The 18,961-nt window shown below is 67.9% G+C and carries 16 protein-coding genes; 9 read left to right on the forward strand and 7 right to left on the reverse strand.

Translation table 11 applies throughout. From position 1 onward, the window contains the following. Window positions 1-15: 15 nt before the first annotated feature. The gene (glgP, locus tag QM806_RS05890; RefSeq protein WP_054247618.1) at window positions 16-2,613 is read right to left on the reverse strand and encodes an alpha-glucan family phosphorylase; all 2,598 of its coding nucleotides are present in this window, start codon (window positions 2,611-2,613) and stop codon (window positions 16-18) included. Window positions 2,614-2,773: 160 nt separating this feature from the next. On the opposite strand from glgP, the gene QM806_RS05895 reads away from it, so the two are divergent. From QM806_RS05895 to QM806_RS05905, 3 genes are read left to right on the forward strand one after another with little or no spacing between them, the layout of a single operon-like run. Next, on the forward strand, window positions 2,774-4,792 hold the full coding sequence (locus tag QM806_RS05895; RefSeq protein WP_005567788.1) for an alpha-1,4-glucan--maltose-1-phosphate maltosyltransferase: 2,019 nt from the start codon (window positions 2,774-2,776) through the stop codon (window positions 4,790-4,792). After that, on the forward strand, window positions 4,792-6,990 hold the full coding sequence (glgB, locus tag QM806_RS05900; protein ID WP_283290705.1) for a 1,4-alpha-glucan branching protein GlgB: 2,199 nt from the start codon (window positions 4,792-4,794) through the stop codon (window positions 6,988-6,990). The genes QM806_RS05895 and glgB overlap by 1 nt, the downstream gene beginning before the upstream one ends. A gap of 46 nt (window positions 6,991-7,036) precedes the next feature. Continuing rightward, entirely contained in the window at window positions 7,037-8,458 is a 1,422-nt protein-coding gene (locus QM806_RS05905) for a neutral zinc metallopeptidase (RefSeq protein ID WP_283290707.1), read from the forward strand. A gap of 32 nt (window positions 8,459-8,490) precedes the next feature. Here the strand turns inward: QM806_RS05905 and QM806_RS05910 are convergent, their stop codons facing one another. Then, window positions 8,491-9,276 carry an IclR family transcriptional regulator gene (locus QM806_RS05910; RefSeq protein ID WP_005567782.1) on the reverse strand — a complete coding sequence of 262 codons (786 nt, stop codon included), beginning with the start codon at window positions 9,274-9,276 and terminating at the stop codon, window positions 8,491-8,493. 51 nt (window positions 9,277-9,327) lie between these two features. Here QM806_RS05910 and QM806_RS05915 point away from each other — a divergent pair, with 51 nt between their 5' ends. Genes QM806_RS05915 through QM806_RS05930 form a run of 4 tightly spaced genes read left to right on the forward strand, consistent with a single transcriptional unit; the run spans window position 9,328 to window position 13,481 of the window. Next, complete coding sequence (locus tag QM806_RS05915; protein ID WP_005567780.1) at window positions 9,328-10,338, forward strand: 2-dehydro-3-deoxygalactonokinase; 1,011 nt, start codon at window positions 9,328-9,330, stop codon at window positions 10,336-10,338. Next, window positions 10,335-10,961: a 2-dehydro-3-deoxy-6-phosphogalactonate aldolase gene (locus QM806_RS05920; RefSeq protein ID WP_283290709.1), complete on the forward strand. Its 627-nt coding sequence runs from the start codon at window positions 10,335-10,337 to the stop codon at window positions 10,959-10,961. Before QM806_RS05915 ends, QM806_RS05920 begins: the two co-directional genes overlap by 4 nt. Window positions 10,962-11,013: 52 nt before the next feature. After that, on the forward strand, window positions 11,014-12,162 hold the full coding sequence (gene dgoD / locus QM806_RS05925; RefSeq protein ID WP_005262049.1) for a galactonate dehydratase: 1,149 nt from the start codon (window positions 11,014-11,016) through the stop codon (window positions 12,160-12,162). 5 nt (window positions 12,163-12,167) lie between these two features. Then, the gene (locus tag QM806_RS05930; RefSeq protein ID WP_005262050.1) at window positions 12,168-13,481 is read left to right on the forward strand and encodes an MFS transporter; all 1,314 of its coding nucleotides are present in this window, start codon (window positions 12,168-12,170) and stop codon (window positions 13,479-13,481) included. A gap of 54 nt (window positions 13,482-13,535) precedes the next feature. On the opposite strand, the gene QM806_RS05935 is transcribed toward QM806_RS05930, so the two are convergent. The 3 genes from QM806_RS05935 to QM806_RS05945 form a co-directional block, all read right to left on the reverse strand. Further along, window positions 13,536-14,453 carry a tetratricopeptide repeat protein gene (locus QM806_RS05935; RefSeq protein WP_005262051.1) on the reverse strand — a complete coding sequence of 306 codons (918 nt, stop codon included), beginning with the start codon at window positions 14,451-14,453 and terminating at the stop codon, window positions 13,536-13,538. A 118-nt stretch (window positions 14,454-14,571) separates the two neighbouring features. Then, entirely contained in the window at window positions 14,572-14,943 is a 372-nt protein-coding gene (locus QM806_RS05940) for a DUF3817 domain-containing protein (protein WP_005262052.1), read from the reverse strand. A gap of 64 nt (window positions 14,944-15,007) precedes the next feature. After that, the gene (locus QM806_RS05945; RefSeq protein WP_283290712.1) at window positions 15,008-16,201 is read right to left on the reverse strand and encodes an acetyl-CoA C-acetyltransferase; all 1,194 of its coding nucleotides are present in this window, start codon (window positions 16,199-16,201) and stop codon (window positions 15,008-15,010) included. Window positions 16,202-16,295: 94 nt separating this feature from the next. Between QM806_RS05945 and mce the strand changes: the two genes are divergently transcribed. Both mce and QM806_RS05955 read left to right on the forward strand, forming a co-directional pair. After that, window positions 16,296-16,769, forward strand: coding sequence for a methylmalonyl-CoA epimerase (gene mce, locus QM806_RS05950; protein ID WP_120660612.1), 474 nt, complete (start codon window positions 16,296-16,298; stop codon window positions 16,767-16,769). A gap of 68 nt (window positions 16,770-16,837) precedes the next feature. Next, on the forward strand, window positions 16,838-17,923 hold the full coding sequence (locus QM806_RS05955; RefSeq protein ID WP_005262054.1) for a coiled-coil domain-containing protein: 1,086 nt from the start codon (window positions 16,838-16,840) through the stop codon (window positions 17,921-17,923). Here the strand turns inward: QM806_RS05955 and QM806_RS05960 are convergent. Both QM806_RS05960 and nucS read right to left on the reverse strand, forming a co-directional pair. Further along, the gene (locus QM806_RS05960) at window positions 17,920-18,246 is read right to left on the reverse strand and encodes an Rv1322 family protein (RefSeq protein ID WP_005262055.1); all 327 of its coding nucleotides are present in this window, start codon (window positions 18,244-18,246) and stop codon (window positions 17,920-17,922) included. The genes QM806_RS05955 and QM806_RS05960 overlap by 4 nt on opposite strands. Window positions 18,247-18,262: 16 nt before the next feature. Next, complete coding sequence (gene nucS / locus QM806_RS05965; RefSeq protein WP_005248359.1) at window positions 18,263-18,937, reverse strand: endonuclease NucS; 675 nt, start codon at window positions 18,935-18,937, stop codon at window positions 18,263-18,265. Between the last annotated feature and the right edge of the window lie 24 nt (window positions 18,938-18,961).

Consider the following 18,961-nt stretch of genomic DNA (forward strand, 5'->3'; position numbering starts at 1 on the left):
GCTCGGTAGCGCCGGTCAGGGGTTCGGCACCGTCACCAGACCCAGCTCCGACGGGTCGACGAGCAACCGGTGGTGCGGAAGGACCCGCACCGTGTATCCGACCGACCCCGACAACGGCAGGGCCAGGTCGGCGACGAACAACTCCCCCGACTCGTCCGATGCGGAGTGGGTCATCGGGACCGTGACGATGTCGGTGAGCTCCTCGTCCGGTCCGGCCTTTCCGATCACGGCCTGCACGGTGACGTCCGAGACGGACAGTTCGCCGAGGCGGATGCGGGCGCGGAGCACCAGATTGGCGCCGATCTCGGGGGTGTCGGGCAGCCCCGCGCCGTCGACCTGCAGGACCGCCACCGACGGCCAGGCGGCCTCGACGCGGCGACGGAACGCGGCGAGTTCGCGGGCGCCGGCGAAGTTCTCCGCCGCCACCGTCCGGGCCGATTCGGCGGCGGGCGCGTAGTACTGGACGGCGTAGTCGCGCACCATCCGCGATGCAAGCACCTTGGGCCCGAGATTCTGCAGGGTGTGACGGACCATCTCCACCCAGCGCACCGGCAGGCCGTCCGCGCGGTCGTAGAACCTCGGCAGGACGGCGCGCTCGAGCAGTTCGTACAGTGCGCTGGCCTCGAGGTCGTCACGCCGTGCCTCGTCGACGACGCCGTCGGCGGTGGGGATGGCCCAGCCGTTCTCGCCGTCGAACATCTCGTCCCACCAGCCGTCCCGGATCGACAGGTTCAGTCCGCCGTTGAGAGCGGACTTCATACCCGACGTGCCACACGCCTCCAGCGGGCGCAGCGGGTTGTTGAGCCACACGTCGCAACCCCAGTAGAGGTACCGCGCCATCGACATGTCGTAGTCGGGAAGGAAGGTGATGCGGTGCCGGACGTCGGCGGCGTCGGCGAACCGCACGACCTGCTGGATGAGGGCCTTCCCGCCGTCGTCCGCGGGGTGACTCTTCCCGGCCACCACCAGCTGCACGGGCCGCCTCTCGTCGAGGAGGAGGGCGCGGAGCCGCTGGGGGTCGCGCAGCATCAGCGTCAGTCGCTTGTAGGTGGGCACCCGCCGGGCGAAGCCGACGGTGAGCACGTTCGGGTCGAACACCTCGTCCGTCCAGCCGAGTTCGGCGGACGTCGCACCGCGTTCGATCCAGGACGCGCGGACCCGGCGGCGCACTTCCTCCACCAGTTTTCCGCGCAGCACGTTGCGGGTCGACCACAGTTCCTCGGCGGACAGGTCCTGCAGCCGCTCCCAGCCGCGGGCCTCCTCCACCAGTTCGGGGCCCAGGATGCGGGTGGCGAGATCGATCCATTCGGGTGCGGCCCAGGTGGGCGCGTGGACACCGTTGGTCACCGAGCCGATCGGCACCTCCTCGGCGTCGAATCCCTGCCACAGCGGCTGGAACATCTCGCGGCTGACGATGCCGTGCAGCTTGGACACACCGTTGGCCCGTTGCCCGAGCCGCAGGCCCATGTGGGCCATGTTGAACACGGACGGATCCGATTCGCGGCCGAGTCCGAGGATCCGGTCGATCGTCAGCCCCGGCAGCAGCGAGGATTCGTTCGCAGCGTTGTCGCCGCCGAAGTAGTGCCGCACGAGGTCGGCCGGGAACCTGTCGATTCCCGCAGGAACCGGGGTGTGGGTGGTGAACACCGTGCCGGCCCGGACCGTGGCCAGCGCCTCGTCGAAGTCGAGTCCGCCCGTGGTGACCAGTTCACGGATCCGCTCGATGCCGAGGAAACCTGCATGTCCCTCGTTCATGTGGAAGACGGCGGGATCGGGCAGGCCGTAGGCGTGGGTGTAGGCGCGCACGGCACGGACACCGCCGATGCCGGCGAGGATCTCCTGTTTGATGCGGTGGTCCTGGTCGCCGCCGTACAGACGGTCGGTGACGCCCCGCATCTCGGCGTCGTTCTCCGCGATGTCGGAGTCGAGCAGCAGCAGCGGGACGCGCCCCACCTGGGCGATCCACACGCGGGCGCGCAGAACCCGGCCACCGGGGATCGCGACGTGGACAAGGACGGGCGCCCCGTCCGACGACTGCGGCCCGGACTCGGTGAGCAGGCGCAGCGGCAGGCCCTGCGGGTCGTGCGGCGGGTAGTGCTCGGCCTGCCAGCCGTCCGCGGTCAGTGACTGCCGGAAGTAACCCGAGCGGTACAACAGGCCGACACCGATCAGCGGCAGGCCCAGATCGGACGCCGCCTTCAGGTGGTCGCCTGCGAGAATTCCCAGACCGCCGGAGTAATTGGGCAGCACTTCGCTGACCCCGAACTCCATTGAGAAATACGCGATCCCACCGTCCAGCGACACGCCCTTGGCCTGCTGGTTCTGATACCAGCGGGGGCGGGACAGGTAGTCGTCGAGGTCGGCGGCCGCGGCGTCGAGCCGGGCCAGGAACGCGACGTCCTCGGCCAGTTCGTCCAGGCGGGCCGGATCGACCTCACCGAGCATCCGGACCGGGTCGAACTGCACCTGCCGCCACAGTTCCTCGTCCAGCAATCCGAACAGTTCCTGCGTGGCCGGATGCCACGACCAGCGAAGATTGGTGGACAGCGGACCGAGGGCAGCGAGCCGCTCCGGAAGGTGGGCTCGGACAGTGAACCGACGCAAGGCTTTCACCTCGCGAACGATAACGCACCGCGGGCGTCGTTGCGCCGTGTCGGGGCGGGTAGACGTCAGATCTCCAATACGGACAGGAACCGGTCGACTCCATTACGGTTGAACGGGCGGCCCAGCCCACGAGCCGCCGGCAACTTCCGGCTATGGAACGGAGCCCAGTGTGACAGGTCGACTCGGTATCGACGACGTGGAACCGAACATCGGGTGCGGTCGCTATCCCGCCAAGGCCGTTGTGGGTGAGGTGTTTCCCGTCCGGGCAACCGTGTGGCGTGAAGGTCATGACGCCGTAGCCGCCACGCTTGCGGTGCGGGGACCGCGCAGTGCCGCGTCGGGCGGCTCGGCGACCTTCCGCATTCCGATGACCGGCGGTCCGGTGCCCGACACCGTCGACGGTTCCTTCACCCCGACCGGCGAGGGCATCTGGACGTTCCGGATCGAGGCCTGGAGCGACCCGCTCACCACGTGGAAGCACGCGGTCGAGGCCAAGCTGGCAGTGGGGCAGGGGCCGGCCGAACTGGCCAACGACCTCGAGATCGGTGCGCGGTTGTTCGAGCGAGCCGCGAAGGGCGTCCCCCGCGCGGACCGCTCGCGGCTGGCCGGGGTCGCGGCGTCGCTGCGTTCCGACCGTCACCTGTCCGAACGTGTGGCCCCGGCGTTCGGCTCGGATGTCACGGAACTGCTGCGCGCACATCCGCTGCGCGATCTCGTCACGAAGAGCGAACCGCACACCGTGCTCGTCGATCGCACGCGCGCCCTGTTCGGGTCCTGGTACGAGTTCTTCCCGCGATCCACCGGCGGCTGGGACGAGAACGGCAAGCCGCGGCACGGTACGTTCGCGACGTCCGTGGCTGCGCTTCCCCGCATCGCGTCGATGGGATTCGACGTGGTGTACCTCCCACCCATCCACCCGGTCGGCAAGGTCAACCGGAAGGGCCCCAACAACACGCTGACACCCGGCCCCGACGACGTCGGTTCGCCGTGGGCCATCGGCTCGGACGAGGGCGGCCACGACGCGATTCATCCCCAGCTCGGGACGATGCGCGATTTCAAGGCGTTCATCGCTGCCGCCCGGAAGCTGCACATGGAGGTGGCGATCGACCTGGCCCTGCAGGCCGCACCGGACCATCCGTGGGCGAAGAAGCACCCCGAATGGTTCACCGTGCTCCCCGACGGCACCATCGCCTACGCCGAGAACCCGCCGAAGAAGTACCAGGACATCTACCCGGTCAACTTCGACGACGACCGCGACGGGATCTACGCGGAGGTCCTGCGGGTCGTCCGGCACTGGGTTGCGGCGGGCGTCAAGATCTTCCGGGTCGACAACCCGCACACCAAGCCGCCGGACTTCTGGGAGTGGCTGATCGCCGAGGTCAAGAAATCGGATCCGGACGTCCTGTTCCTGTCCGAGGCGTTCACCCGTCCCGCGCGGTTGTACGGTCTCGCCCGCCGCGGTTTCACGCAGTCCTATACGTATTTCACGTGGCGGACCGCGAAGTGGGAGCTGACGGAGTTCGGCAAGGAGATCGCCGCCAAGGCCGACGAGGCGCGCCCCAACCTGTTCGTCAACACCCCGGACATCCTGCACGAGAGCCTGCAGACCGGCGGCCCGGGAATGTTCGCCCTGCGCGCCGCGCTGGCGGCCACCCTGTCCCCCACGTGGGGGGTGTACTCGGGATACGAACTGTACGAACATGTTCCGCTGCGAGTGGGCAGTGAAGAGTACCTCGACTCCGAGAAGTATCAGCTGCGTCCCCGAGATTTCGAGGGTGCTGCCGCGCGCGGCGAGTCCCTCGAACCGTGGATCACCGCGCTCAACCGGATCCGCAGGCAGCATCCGGCGCTGCAGCAGTTGCGCAACATCCATTTCCACCACGTCGACAACGACGCCCTGATCGCCTATTCCAAGTTCGACGCCACCACCGGCGACGCCGTGCTGACGGTGATCAACCTCAACCCGTACGGCGCCGAGCAGGGCAACGTGTGGCTGGACATGCCCGCGCTGGGTCGCGACTGGCACGACCACCTGACCGTGCTAGACGAGGTCACCGGGGAGCAGTATCACTGGGGGCAGGCCAACTTCGTGCGCCTGGAACCCTGGCGCGCGGTGGCCCATATCCTGGCATTACCGTCGATCCCCTATCCGGCCAGAACGAAGCTGGCCTACCGCGGAGGTACATAGTGACCGTCGAACCGCCTGTCGCCATCGCACCCGACGCCGCCGACCTCGACCTGCTGTTCCGGGGCGAGCACCACAACCCGCACTCGGTCCTGGGCGCGCACCCGCACCCCGACGGCACGGTGATCCGCGCACTGCGCCCCCACGCCGAGGCTGTCGACGCCGTCATCGGGGGGACGAGTTTCTCGCTGGAACACCTGGCGCACGGTGTGTGGGGCGCACTCGTCCCGTACCGGGATCTGATGGACTACCGGCTGTCCACGACGTGGCCGGGTGGTCACAACGACGTCTCCGCCGACGGGTACCGGTTCCTGCCCACGCTCGGCGAACTCGACCTGCACCTGTTCGGGGAGGGCAGGCACGAGCGGCTGTGGGAGATCCTCGGCGCGCACCGCCGCCGCTACGACACCCCCGACGGCACCGTCACCGGCACCTCGTTCGCCGTGTGGGCTCCCAATGCCCGCGGGGTGAGTGTGATCGGCGATTTCGACGGATGGAGTGGGCGGAACTTCCCGATGCGGGTGCTCGGCTCCACCGGGGTGTGGGAGTTGTTCGTTCCCGGTATCGAGGCCGGCGACCTGTACAAGTTCCGGGTCCACGGACCGGACGGCACCGTGCGCGACAAGGCCGACCCCATGGCCTTCGCCACCGAGGTCCCTCCGGCTACCGCGTCCCGGGTGTCGGTGAGCTCGTACGAATGGAACGACGCCGACTGGCTGGCGCAGCGCGCGGCCACCGAGCCGGCGCAATCCCCGATGAGCGTGTACGAGGTTCACCTCGCTTCGTGGCGGCCCGGGCTGAACTACCGCGAGATGGCCGAACAACTCGCGGCCCACATCACGGAGACGGGATTCACGCACGTCGAGCTGCTGCCGGTCGCCGAGCACCCGTTCGGCGGTTCGTGGGGGTACCAGGTCACGTCGTACTACGCGCCCACCTCACGGTTCGGCTCCCCCGACGACTTCCGGTGGTTCGTCGACCACTTGCACGCCGCCGGCATCGGGGTCATCGTCGACTGGGTACCGGCCCACTTCCCCAAGGACGAGTGGGCGCTGGCACGTTTCGACGGCACACCGCTCTACGAGCACAGCGATCCTCAGCGCGGCGAGCAACTCGACTGGGGAACGTACGTGTTCGATTTCGGGCGGCGCGAGGTCCGCAACTTCCTCGTCGCGAACGCGCTGTACTGGCTCGACGAGTTCCACGTGGACGGTCTGCGCGTCGACGCGGTCGCGTCGATGCTCTACCTCGACTATTCGCGGCCGGAGGGCGGTTGGACGCCGAACATCCACGGCGGCAGGGAGAACCTCGAGGCTGTCGCCTTCCTGCAGGAGACCAACGCCACGGTCCACAAGCAGCACCGCGGGGTCGTCACCATCGCGGAGGAGTCGACGGCGTGGCCGGGTGTCACCCGCGCGACCAATGTCGGCGGTCTCGGTTTCAACATGAAATGGAACATGGGGTGGATGCACGACACCCTCGGATTCATGGCACACGATCCCGTCCACCGCAGCTATCACCATCACGAGATCACGTTCTCCCTGATGTACGCGTGGAGCGAGAACTATCTGCTGCCCATCAGCCACGACGAGGTGGTGCACGGCAAGGGCACGCTGTGGACGCGGATGCCCGGCGACGACTACGCGAAGGCCGCCGGTGTACGGGCCCTGCTGGCGTACATGTGGTCGCACCCCGGCAAGCAACTGCTGTTCATGGGTCAGGAATTCGGACAGACCGCGGAGTGGTCCGAGGAGCGCGGACTCGACTGGTACCAGCTCGACGACCCGTACACCGGCGGCTTCCACCGCGGTCTGCTCCGGCTCGTCCACGACCTCAACGCCACCTATCGGGAGCACCCGGCGTTGTGGACTCTCGACACGTCACCGGGCGGGTTCTCCTGGATCGACGCCAACGACACCGCGAACAACGTCCTGAGCTTCCTGCGCTACGGCACCGATGGGTCGATCCTGGCCTGCCTGTTCAATTTCTCGGGTTCGCCGCACGCGAATTATCGTGTGGGCTTGCCAGAACGGGGCGAATGGCGTGAAATTCTCAACACCGACGCCGAGATCTACGCGGGATCGGGTTGGGGAAATCTCGGTGCGGTGACGGCAACGTCGCAGCCGTGGCACGGCCGTCCCGCCTCTGCAGAGGTGGCACTGCCCGCGAACGGCGCGATCTGGATGAGTCTGGAGCGTTGATGAAGGCACGGCCTTGCTGACCCGACGTCGGCAGTGGGCTGCGAGCGTGGGCGTTCTGGCCGTGGCTGCGGTCGTCCTGTCCGGGTGCACGCGGTCGGTGGACGGCGAGGCCGCGTCCATCTACGACGATCCGTTCAAGGTGGCTGGGCTGGATGCCACGTCGGGTCCGAGCGGTGCCCGCAAGGGCGTGGCCGACGCCGACGTGCCCGTCACCGGCACCGACGGCGGTGAGATCGACACGGTGGCCGCCAACGCGGTGAGCGACATCGAGGATTACTGGCGCACCGAGTTCCCGGCGCTGTTCCAGCGCAAGTTCGAGCCGGTCGAGGAACTGATCTCCTGGGATCCGCGCGAGTCCTACGGCCCACGGTTCTGCGGGGACAGCACCGAGGAACTCCTCAACGCCGGCTACTGCAGCACCGACCACACGATCGGCTGGGACCGGGCGCTGCTGCTGCCCGAGGTCGTGGAGAAGTTCGGCGTCGTCGCCGCCGTCTTCGTTCTGGCACACGAGTACGGGCACGCCGTGCAGACGAAGGCGGGAATCGCCGACGAGAACGTGGGCGGTGGCATCGTGCGGGAACAGCAGGCCGACTGCTTCGCGGGGGCGTTCATGCGGTACATCGCGGAAGACAAGGCGACCCATTTCACGCTGAACACGTCGGACGGGCTGAACAAGGTACTGGCGTCGGCGGTGGCGATCGGTGACAGCGACCCGAACGATCCCGACAACGTGCACGGCTCGGCGTTCGAACGCGTCACCGCCACCCAGATCGGATTCACGGACGGTCCTGCGTCCTGCACGCGCATCGACGAGAAGGAGATCGACTCGCGCCGCGCGGATCTGCCTCAGCGGTTCGCCGACGAGAGCGACGACGGCGAACTCCCCGTCACCGAGGAGGCGCTCGAGGCGTTCTTCACGTCCTTCCAGCAGATCTTCGATCTCAGCGATCCCCCGACGCTGCAACTCGACGGCGCCGACCTCGACTGCGCGGACGCCGACGCGACCGAACCGGTGTCGTACTGCCCGGCCACCAACACGATCGGGGTCAGTGTCGACGCCCTCGCCGAACGCGGCACACCGGGCCGCCCGGGCAGGCGGGAACTCTTCCAGACCAAACTCACCGGCGACTACAACGCATACGTCCTGCTCGCCTCGCGGTACACCCTGGCGTTGCAGCGGGACCGGGGCAACGATCTGCACTCACCCCAGACCGCGCTGCGAGCCGCCTGCCTGTCCGGCGTCATCACCAGCGCGTTGAGCCCGGACAGTCCCGCCACCCTGGAGGCGGGCAGCGTGTGGCTGTCCCCCGGCGATCTCGACGAGGCCGTGTCGGGGCTGCTCACCGACGGACTCGCCGCCAGTGACGTCAACGGGGAGACCGTTCCGAGCGGATTCTCCCGGGTCGACGCGTTCCGCACCGGAGTGCTCGGCGGCGAGCAGGCCTGCGAGGGCCGGTACCGCTGACCGTCCCACCAGCGGATCACCCGATCGCCGTCTCAGATCTCCCGGTAGCCGAGCGCCGCGGAGATCCGCCCCGCGGCCCGGCACACGACCGGCACGAGTCCGCGCATGCGCTCGTCCGGCATGTACGGGCTCGTGGCCGACACGCTGATCGCACCGACGATCGCGCACGACGCGTCCCGCACCGGTGCCGCCACACAGCGGATTCCGGGTTCGTTGTCCTCGAGGTCCATCGCCGCGCCCCTCCGCGCGTAGTCCTCCATCCGCGCGCGGAAGTCCGCCACTCCGCGGGGACTCGGTGGCCGCTGCGCGTGTGCGGCATCGCTCTCGTACAGCGCATCCCAGCGGTCGGCCGAGTCCAGCAGCAGCGCCTTTCCGACACCGGCGCGGGTCAGCGGCATGCGGTGACCGATGCGGGAGCGCATCTCGGCACCCCGAGACCCCGGCAATTTGTCGAGATACAGCACCGATCCGCCGTCCTCGACCGCCAGGTGCACGGTGTCGTGGACGTGCGCCGACAGCTCTTCGAGAATCGGGCGCGCGACGACCGGCAGTGGGTTGCCGTGGAGGGCCTTGAAACCCAGTTCGATCAACGTCGGGCCGAGTGTGTAGCCGCGGCTTCCGCTCCGGAGATATCCCTCGTGGACCAGCAACTGCACGAGCCGGTGGGTGGTGCTGCGTCCCAGCCCGGTGCTCTCGACGACCGCGCGGAGATCCTGCGCGCCGTCGGAGACGGCGCGGATGACGGCCAGCCCCCTCGCGAGCGTCTGAGTGCCGGGGGGAATGTCGTACGTCGGATTCGCCACACCCCACTGTCCCATATATAGGGACCGTGTTCGTCATTATGGGATTCACGTCCGATAGTGGTTCGCGTGATCCAGAACACCCCCGACACATCGACACCGCGCCTGATCGCCCTCGACTGGGGTACGTCGTCACAGCGTGCCTGGCTCCTCGGCGACGGCGGCCGCATTCTGGACGTTCGCCGGCCGGACTTCGGATTGCTCGGCACCGCCGGAGACGACCCCGCATCGCGCACGCGTGACTACGAAGCCGCGTTCGACGAGGCCTGCGGCGACTGGATCGCGGCCACCCCCGGTCTCCCGGCGATCGCCTGCGGCATGGTCGGCAGCGCCCAGGGTTGGCGTGAAGCCGGCTATCTGACCACGCCGACCGATCTCGCGATCGACGCCGGCGATCTGACGACGGTTCCTCATTCGCGCGGAGTACTGCATCTCGTACCCGGCCTGCGCGTCGCACCCTCGGCCGACGGCACGGTGGCCGGCGACGTCATGCGGGGCGAGGAGACGCAGATCATCGGAGCATTGGGCCTGCTCCCGCCGACCGACCGACCACTCACGATCGTGCTCCCCGGAACACACAGCAAGTGGGCACGAGTCGAGAACCGCAAGATCGCCTCGTTCGCCACATCGATGTCGGGCGAGTTGTACGGCCTGGTGATCCAGCACGGCATCCTCGGCCGAACGGCAACCGCAGAGGTGCGGGACGACGCCGCGTTCGAGCGGGGCCTCGCCACCGGAACGTCGACACCGAGTCGCGGACTACCCGCGGAGCTGTTCGGAGCACGAGCCCTCGTGCTCGACGGACTCCTCGATCCGGCGTCGCTTCCCGACTACGTCTCCGGCGTGATCATCGCCGACGAGGTCCGGCATCTCCTGCCCCACTACGCCGCCGGAAGCCGAATCCTGTTGTGCGGAAACGCCGATCTCTGCCGACGCTACGCAGCCGGACTGCGCGTTCACGGCGTGGCCGCCGACATCGTCGCCGAGGAGGCCGCCGCACAGGGTCTGTGGCGCGTGGCGGTCGATGCGGGGCTGGTCGACCCGGCGCCATCCACGAATCCCGAGAAGGAGTCCCTATGAGCAGCACAGCCACCACCACCAGGACCGGTTTGATCGCCATTCTGCGCGGCATCACCCCGGACGAGATCGTCGCCGTCGGCTCGGCCCTCGTCGACGCCGGGTTCACCGCGATCGAGGTCCCGCTGAATTCGCCGCGACCGTTCGACTCGATCGAGCGGTTGGCCGCGGCCGTCGGCGACGTCTGCGTCGTCGGGGCCGGAACGGTACTGAGCGTCGACGACGTGATCCGATCCGAAGCAGCCGGCTCCCGGATCATCGTCTCGCCCAACACCGACGTGGAGGTCATCGGCGCCGCCGTTGCCCGGAACCTGCACCCGTATCCGGGAGCGGCCACTCCCACCGAGGCGTTTCGCGCCGTCGGTGCGGGAGCGCGCAGCATCAAACTGTTTCCCTCCGACTCGGTCGGGACAGCCGGGATGCAGGCATGGCGGGCCGTCCTGCCGACGGAGGTCGAATTGCTCCCCGTCGGCGGCGTCGACCGAATCAACCTCGCCGAGTGGGCATCCGCGGGCGCGGGCGGCGCGGGACTCGGAACCTGCCTGTACCGGCCCGGGGACGGCGCCGAGACCGTCCGCGACCGCGCCCTCACCCTGATGAACATCTGGTCGGCCGAAGCCGCCTGAACCGACACCTACACCCCGGGGCCACCACCACAGCCCCGCACAGGAGGACTCCATGAAGATCAAGTCACTCACCACGTACGCCGTTCCCCCCAGGTGGCTGTTCCTGCGGATCGAGACGGACGACGGCGTGGTCGGCTGGGGCGAACCGGTGCTCGAAGGCCGGGCCGCGTCCGTCGCCGCGGCGGTGGAGGAACTGTCCGACTACCTGATCGGACAGGATCCGACGCAGATCGAAGACCTGTGGACGGTCATGTACCGGTCCGGTTTCTACCGCGGTGGCGGCATCCACATGAGCGCGCTGGCCGGCATCGACCAGGCCCTGTGGGACATCAAGGGCAAGGCCCTCGGCGTGCCTGCGTACGAGCTTCTCGGCGGCCGCGTCCGGGACCGGATCAAGGTCTATTCCTGGATCGGTGGCGACCGCCCCTCGGACACCGCGAAGGCGGCACGCGAAGTGGTCGACCGGGGGTTCACCGCCGTGAAGATGAACGGCACGGAGGAACTGCAGTACCTGGACTCCTGGGACAAGGTGGACCAGTGCCTCGCCAACGTCGCCGCGGTACGGGACGCAGTGGGCCCGAACATCGGCATCGGCGTCGATTTCCACGGCCGGGTGCACAAGCCGATGGCCAAGGTGCTGCTGAAGGAACTCGAGCCGTTCCGGCTGATGTTCGTCGAGGAACCGGTCCTCTCCGAGCACGTCGACGGTTTCGTCGACGTGCTGCGACAGTCGCCGATCCCGATCGCGCTGGGTGAGAGATTGTTCTCTCGTTGGGATTTCAAAACCGTCCTCGCGTCCGGGGCGGTGGACATCATCCAGCCCGATCCGTCGCACTGCGGTGGCATCACCGAGGCCCGGAAGATCGCGCACATGGCCGAGGCGTACGACGTGGCACTCGCGCTGCACTGCCCCCTCGGGCCGATCGCCCTGGCCACGTGCCTGCAGATCGACGCGGGCTGTTACAACGCGACGATCCAGGAACAGAGCCTCGGCATCCACTACAACACGTCGAACGATCTCCTCGACTATCTCGTCGACCCGTCCGTGTTCACGTACGCGGACGGTCAGGTCCGAATCCCCACCGGTCCGGGACTGGGCATCGAGGTGAACGAGGAGTACGTGATCGAACGGGCCGCCGAAGGCCATCGCTGGCGAAACCCGGTCTGGCGCCACACCGACGGATCCTTTGCGGAGTGGTGAGGGCAATGGTGCAGACCCAGAAGATCGGCAAGTCCACTACGGTCGCCGCGCAGGCGTCGAAGGCGCGCGTTCTCATCGCGGTGATGCTGTTCGTGACCGTCGTCATCAACTACATGGACCGGGCAAACCTGTCGATCGCGATGCCTGCGATCGCGGACGAAATGGATCTCTCCAAGGCGCAGCAGGGACTTCTGCTGTCGGCTTTCGGCTGGACCTATGCGGCGCTGCAGATCCCCGGAGGATGGCTCGTCGACCGGATTCCCCCGAGACTGCTCTACCCCGCCTGCCTCATCCTGTGGTCGGTCGCGACCGCGTTCATGGGGGTCATCGGCGGCTTCGTAGCGCTCATCGCGTTGCGCCTGCTGGTCGGTGTGTTCGAGGCGCCCGCGTATCCGATCAACAACCGGGTCGCGACGGCCTGGTACCCCGAGCGTGAACGGGCGACGGTGATCGGCTTCTACACCTCCGGGCAGTTCATCGGACTGGCCCTGCTCACGCCGTTCCTGTCCTGGCTGCAGTCCGTGCTGTCGTGGCACTGGGTCTTCATCGTGACCGGAACGATCGGGGCGGTCTGGGGTGCCGTGTGGTACGCGTTCTATCGCGAGCCACGCGACTCGCGGGCGAACGACGCCGAGATCGACCTGATCCGCGACGGCGGCGGACTCGTCGACCTCGCGGACGAGCAGCAACCCGAACGTCCGGCGGTGACCCGGAACGATGTCGCCACCGTCCTCGGCCGGCGCAAGCTGTGGGGGATCTACTTGGGGCAGTTCTGCCTCACGTCGACGCTGTGGTTCTTCCTCACCTGGTTCCCCACGTATCTCGTCGAGTACCGGGACATGGATTACATCAAGTCCGGATTTCTCGCCTCGCTGCCGTTCGTCGCGGCACTCGTCGGTGTGCTGTTCTCCGGGGTGTTCTCCGATTTCCTGCTGCGCAAGGGAGTGTCTCTCGGAGTCGCCCGGAAGGGTCCGATCATCGTGGGCCTGTTGCTGACGGTCGCGATGATCGGCGCCAACTTCACCGACTCGACCGCGATGGTGATCGTGTTCCTGTCCATCGCGTTCTTCGGCAACGGGCTCGCGTCGATCACGTGGTCGCTGGTCTCGGCGCTCGCGCCGGAACGACTGCTCGGGCTCACCGGTGGAATGTTCAACTTCATCGGCAACCTGTCGTCGATCGCGACGCCCATCGTGATCGGGTTGCTCGTCACCGACGACAGCTTCGCGCCGGGATTCGTCTACATGACCGTGGTGACCGCGGTCGGGGTCGCGTCCTACGTCTTCCTGGTCGGACGGGTGGAGCGCGTTCGAAGCTGACCATCAGACGAGGTGACCGGGGTGAGTGCCGACAGCACTCACCCCGGTTCCTCGTCAGTACAGTGCGGCGGCGAGTTTCCGTCGCGCGGTCATGACGACCGGCTCGGCCGGGTCGAACAGTTCGAACAACTCCAGCAGACGCGTCCGTACCCGCGTCTTGTCGTCGCCGGCGCTGCGGGCGACGACACCGATGAGACGGGCGAACGCCGCGTCGGGGGCCTGGGAGTAGAGCTCGACGTCCGCGGCCTGCAACTGGGCGTCGATGTCGTTCGGGGCGGCGTCCGCCGCGGCGACGGCACCGGGATCGACGGACTGCACGCGGGCGAGGAAACGCACCTGCCGGATCGCGCCCTGCGCCTCGGCGTTGGCCGGTTCGTCGTCGAGGATCTTCTGGAACTCGGCTTCGGCTGCCGACAGGTCGCCTTCGTCGAGCGCGGCCTCGGCCGCGACGAAACGCGGGTCCTCCGGTTCGGGCTCGTCCTCGTTGCCGTCACCGGCCGGCGGTCCGGACAGCTTTCCGGCGGTGGCCTGCTGAACGGCGGCGAGCCACTGACGCAGTTGCGGTTCGGGCTGCGCGCCCTGGAAGTCGGCGAGCGGTTGCCCGCCGGCGATGGCGACCACGGTCGGGACGGACTGGACGCCGAAAGCCTGTGCGATCCGCGGGTTGGCATCGACGTCGACCTTGGCGAGCACCCAGGTGCCGCCGGCCTCGTGTGCCAGCTTCTCGAGCAGGGGTGAGAGTTGTTTGCACGGCTCGCACCAGGTGGCCCACAGGTCGACGACGACCGGGACCTGCTGGGACCGGACGAGCACCTCCGCCTCGAACGTCGCCTCGGTGACGTCGATGACGGGTATGAGTCCGGTACTCCCGGGTGCGGCCGGGGCCGCGCCGTCCCCGGAGGGTGCGGGTGCCGGCGGGGGTGGAGCGGCCGCACGCTCCTTGAGGGCGGAGAGATCGACTGCTCCGCTCATGGCCGCGGCCACTGCTGAGGAACGCGCTGACGGACGAGAACCTGGTCGAGTCACGTCCACCAGTTTGTCACGATTTGAGCGCGCACCGGAATGCGGGCCGTGCCTACCGCGGAGCGGATCAGACGAGCGACGGTTCGCTCTTCACGGCGCTCGACCGGGACAGTTCGCCCATCCGGCCGGTGCGGGCCGCCCAGACCTCGAACACGACGGTGCCGAACGGCGGGACGCTGGCGACGAGCGCCCAGAAGGTGGTGACCAGATTCCAGCTCAGCTTGCGGGCGGTCCACAGCGAGATGAGCAGGTACAGGACGAAGACACCGCCGTGGATGGGCCCGAAGATCTTCACGCCGATCTCGTTGCCGTCGGCGGGCAGGTACTTGAAGGCCATGCCGATGAGGAGGCCGAGCCAGGTGAATGCCTCCAGAATTGCGACAAATCGGAAGCGCGTGGCCGTGGTGCTGAGATCGAAGACGTTCGCCATGCCGACCATTGTGCCCGACCATCTACGACAGTCCGTAGTGGTGTGAGATACACCACCACGGACTGTCGTCCGGTCAGGCCTTGGGGACGCGGACGATCAGGGCGTCACCCTGACCGCCACCACCGCACAGTGCCGCAGCGCCCACACCCCCGCCGCGACGACGCAACTCCAGCGCCAGATGCAATGCGATCCGCGCCCCCGACATGCCCAGCGGATGCCCCATCGCGATCGCCCCGCCGTTGACGTTCACGATCTCCGGATCCAACCCCAACTCCCGTGTCGACGCGATCCCCACCGCCGCGAACGCCTCGTTGATCTCCACCAGATCCAGGTCCTTCGGCTCGATCCCCTCCTTGGCGCACGCCTTCGCGATGGCCCGCGCCGGCTGCGACTGCAGCGTCGAATCCGGACCCGCAACGACCCCGTGCGCGCCGATCTCCGCGATCCACGACAACCCGAGTTCCTGCGCCTTCGCCTTGCTCATCACCACGACAGCGGCCGCGCCATCGGAGATCTGCGACGCCGACCCGGCGGTGACCGTGCCGTCCTTGCTGAACGCCGGCCGCAGCCTGGCCAGGGATTCCGCCGTCGTATCGCCGCGCACGCCCTCGTCGGAGCCGACCAGCACGGGATCCCCCTTCCGCTGCGGCACCGGCACCGGCACCACCTCGTCGTCGAACACCCCGTCCTTCCAGGCCCGCGCCGCCTTCTGATGCGACGCCGCCGCGAAGGTGTCCTGCTCCTCACGGCCGATCCGCTGCCCGTCCTCCGCGTTCTTCGCCTCTGTCAGACTCCCCATCGCCTGATCGGTGAAGATGTCGTACAACCCGTCGAAGGCCATGTGGTCGCGCATCGTGACGTCGCCGTACTTGAAACCCTCCCGCGACTTCTCCAGCAGGTGCGGGGCGCGCGACATCGACTCCTGGCCGCCGGCGACCACCACTTCGAACTCGCCGGCCCGGATCAGCTGATCCGCCAACGCGATCGCATCGATCCCGGACAGGCACACCTTGTTGATGGTCAGCGCCGGCACATCCATCCCGATCCCCGCGGCCACCGCGGCCTGCCGCGCCGGGATCTGCCCCGCCCCCGCCGTGAGCACCTGACCCATGATCACGTACTCGACCTGCTCGGGAGCGACGCCCGCCTTCTCCAGCGCACCACGAATCGCCACCCCACCCAGATCCGAACCCGACACATCCTTCAACGAACCCAGCAACCGGCCCATCGGGGTCCGGGCTCCGGCGACGATCACAGAACTGGTCACGATTTCCTCCGCGTGAGACGAGTAGGCAGGTGCGGGGCGACGGAAGTCACATCCCGACGAGAACTACCGAAACGGTAGCGCTAACGTCGGGACCATGACACAGTCCTCCCCCACCCAGACCACGTCACCGCTGTCCTCGGACCTGGTGACCGCCATCGACCACGTCGGTATCGCCGTTCCCGACCTCGACGCCGCCATCGCGTGGTACTCCGAACACCTCGGCATGGTGTCGACGCACGAAGAGGTGAACGAGGAGCAGGGCGTGCGCGAAGCGATGCTCAGCGTCGTCGGCTCCCCCGAGGGCAGCACCGCGCTGCAGCTTCTCGCACCGTTGAACGAGAACTCGACCATCGCCAAGTTCATCGATCGCAGCGGTCCCGGTCTCCAGCAGCTCGCGTACCGCGTGACGGACATCGACGCCATCTCCGCCCAGCTGCGCGAGCGCGGCGTGCGCATGCTGTACGACGCACCTCGCCGCGGAACCGCCGACTCGCGCATCAACTTCGTCCACCCGAAGGACGCAGGCGGAGTTCTCGTCGAGCTCGTCGAGCCGTCGGCGACCCACTAGAGCTGTGGCCGGCCGCCGGGTACCAGGCGCAGAGACAAGTTCTACTTTGCCCAGGTAGATTGGCGGCCATGGTAAACGAGCAGGACCGTGGTTCGATCCCCCTTCCCTTCTCCACCGTGCGCAAGGGATTCGATCGGGACGAGGTACGTAACTACTTCGAGCGATTCGACGCCGAGCTCCGCGTCACTGCCGCCGACCGCGACGCCGCGGCGGCGCAGGCGCGGGATCTCGCCAAGCAGCTCGACGATGCGCGGGACGAGATCGACGATCTCCGCAAGGATGTCGACCGCCTGTCCGTTCCGCCGACCACCGCGGAGGGAATGAGCGACCGCATCTCGCGCATGCTCCGGCTCGCGTCGGACGAGGCGTCCGAGGTGCGTGCGAAGGCCGAGGCCGACGCCGCCGAGATGATCTCCGTCGCCGAGCAGGAGGGCGCGCAGCTCCGCGGCCAGTACGAGTCGCTGGTCGCGGAACTCGAAGACCGCCGGAGTGCTCTCGAGATTCAGCACGAGCAGACGATGGCCAAGGCCCGCACGGAGGCGGCGAAGATCGTCGAGGCCGCTCAGTCCGAGCGCGACCGCCTCGCCGCCGAGGCCGAACTGCGTCGGTCGCAGGTGCAGGAAGACTTCGACCTCGCGATGTCCGAGCGTCGTCAGAAGACGATCACGGCCGTCAACGAACTCGAGTCCACCAGCAAGGCCGAGGCGCATCGCCGTCTCGCGGACGCCACGCACGAGGCGGAGCGCAGGCTGCAGGCGGCCACCGACCAGTCGGAGCGCAAGATCGCCCACGCCAAGGAACTCGCGGAGGAACTTCGCGTGCTACGCGGCCGGATCCTGGCGCAGCTCTTGGGAATTCGGGGTCAGCTCGATTCCGTTCCCGCCATGTTGGCGTCGGTCAACCGGGAGAGTGAACTCCTGGACGCGCAGCCCGACACCGCGGCATCGAACTCGGAGAAGCGCTCAACCGAGAACACGAGCAGCAAGCCGGCACCGGGCGGTGCCGCCGACCGGAAGTCCACGCAGAGCGAGTCCGGGAAGAACTCCGCGGACGAGACGGACAACTCGGACGAGGACACCGCAGTGCTGTCCACCGTCGAGAAGAACCCGGCGAACCGGCCGGCGGATCAGCGAACCGTGAAGACGGGAAGCTAGGACCACCTGCGCGTGAGGCCCCGGGTGCTGCGTCCCGACCAGCACCCGGTGTGCCAGTGCCGCCGGTCCTCGGCTCCGCCGTATTCGGCCGGCCAGGTGACGAGGTGGGCGACACCCGGCCGGATGTCGTGATCGCAGCCGGGGCACCGGTAGGACTTGGTCGCCCGGGCCCCGGGGATCGTGCGGACGATGAAACTCTCGTCGGCGTAGCCTGCGGGCCCGGACTCCTGACGCATCATCGCACTACCGAACAGCGACCCCTCGGAGTCGTCCGGGGGCGCACTGCGGCGTGTGTTCTTCCGCTGCGGTTTACGACGGGGCACGGGTTCAGCCTAGGCCTCAGAAGAGCCGGAACTCGGTGCTCTCGGTACCGCGCAGCGCTTCGTAGTCGAGCACGAGGCACCGGATTCCGCGGTCGGTGGCAAGGGTTTTGGCCTGCGGCTTGATCTGCTGGGCGGCGAAGACACCGCTCACCGGCGCCAGCAGCGGATCCCGGTTGAGCAGTTCGAGGTACCGAGTGAGCTGCTCGACACCGTCGATGTCTCCGCGGCGCTTGATCTCCACGGCGACGGAAGCCCCGTCGGCGTTCCGGCACAGCAGGTCGACGGGACCGATGGCCGTCATGTACTCACGCCGGACGAGCGTGTAACCGCTGCCGAGCGTTTCGACGTGTTCGGCGAGCAACTCCTGCAGGTGTGCCTCGACACCGTCCTTGACGAGCCCCGGATCGACACCGAGTTCGTGACTGGAGTCGTGCTCGATCTCCTCGATGGTGATCCGCAGTTCCTCACCGGCCTTGTTGGTCACCACCCACAGCGCTTCGGCGTCTTCCACGGTGTCTTCGACGAGCCAGCAGGGCGGGCTCATCCAGTTCAGCGGCTTGTAGGCGCGGTCGTCGGCGTGGATGCTCACGGAACCGTCGGCCTTGATCAACAACAGGCGACGAGCGGTGGGCAGATGTGCCGTCAAACGGCCTACGTAGTCGACTCGGCATCTGGCAATCACTAGGCGCACCCGCCCACCCTAAGGGATCGTGCC

This window comes from Rhodococcus sp. IEGM 1351 (genome assembly GCF_030056875.1).
GTDB lineage: Bacteria > Actinomycetota > Actinomycetes > Mycobacteriales > Mycobacteriaceae > Rhodococcus_F > Rhodococcus_F opacus.

Coding starts and splice junctions, on each gene's coding strand:
- QM806_RS05940 (WP_005262052.1), bottom strand. CDS start 14,943: ATGGTCGGCATGGCGAACGTCTTCGATCTCAGCACCACGGCCACGCGC.
- QM806_RS05935 (WP_005262051.1), bottom strand. CDS start 14,453: ATGAGCGGAGCAGTCGATCTCTCCGCCCTCAAGGAGCGTGCGGCCGCT.
- QM806_RS05920 (WP_283290709.1), top strand. CDS start 10,335: ATGAGCAGCACAGCCACCACCACCAGGACCGGTTTGATCGCCATTCTG.
- mce (WP_120660612.1), top strand. CDS start 16,296: ATGACACAGTCCTCCCCCACCCAGACCACGTCACCGCTGTCCTCGGAC.
- QM806_RS05930 (WP_005262050.1), top strand. CDS start 12,168: ATGGTGCAGACCCAGAAGATCGGCAAGTCCACTACGGTCGCCGCGCAG.
- QM806_RS05955 (WP_005262054.1), top strand. CDS start 16,838: ATGGTAAACGAGCAGGACCGTGGTTCGATCCCCCTTCCCTTCTCCACC.
- QM806_RS05910 (WP_005567782.1), bottom strand. CDS start 9,276: ATGGGACAGTGGGGTGTGGCGAATCCGACGTACGACATTCCCCCCGGC.
- dgoD (WP_005262049.1), top strand. CDS start 11,014: ATGAAGATCAAGTCACTCACCACGTACGCCGTTCCCCCCAGGTGGCTG.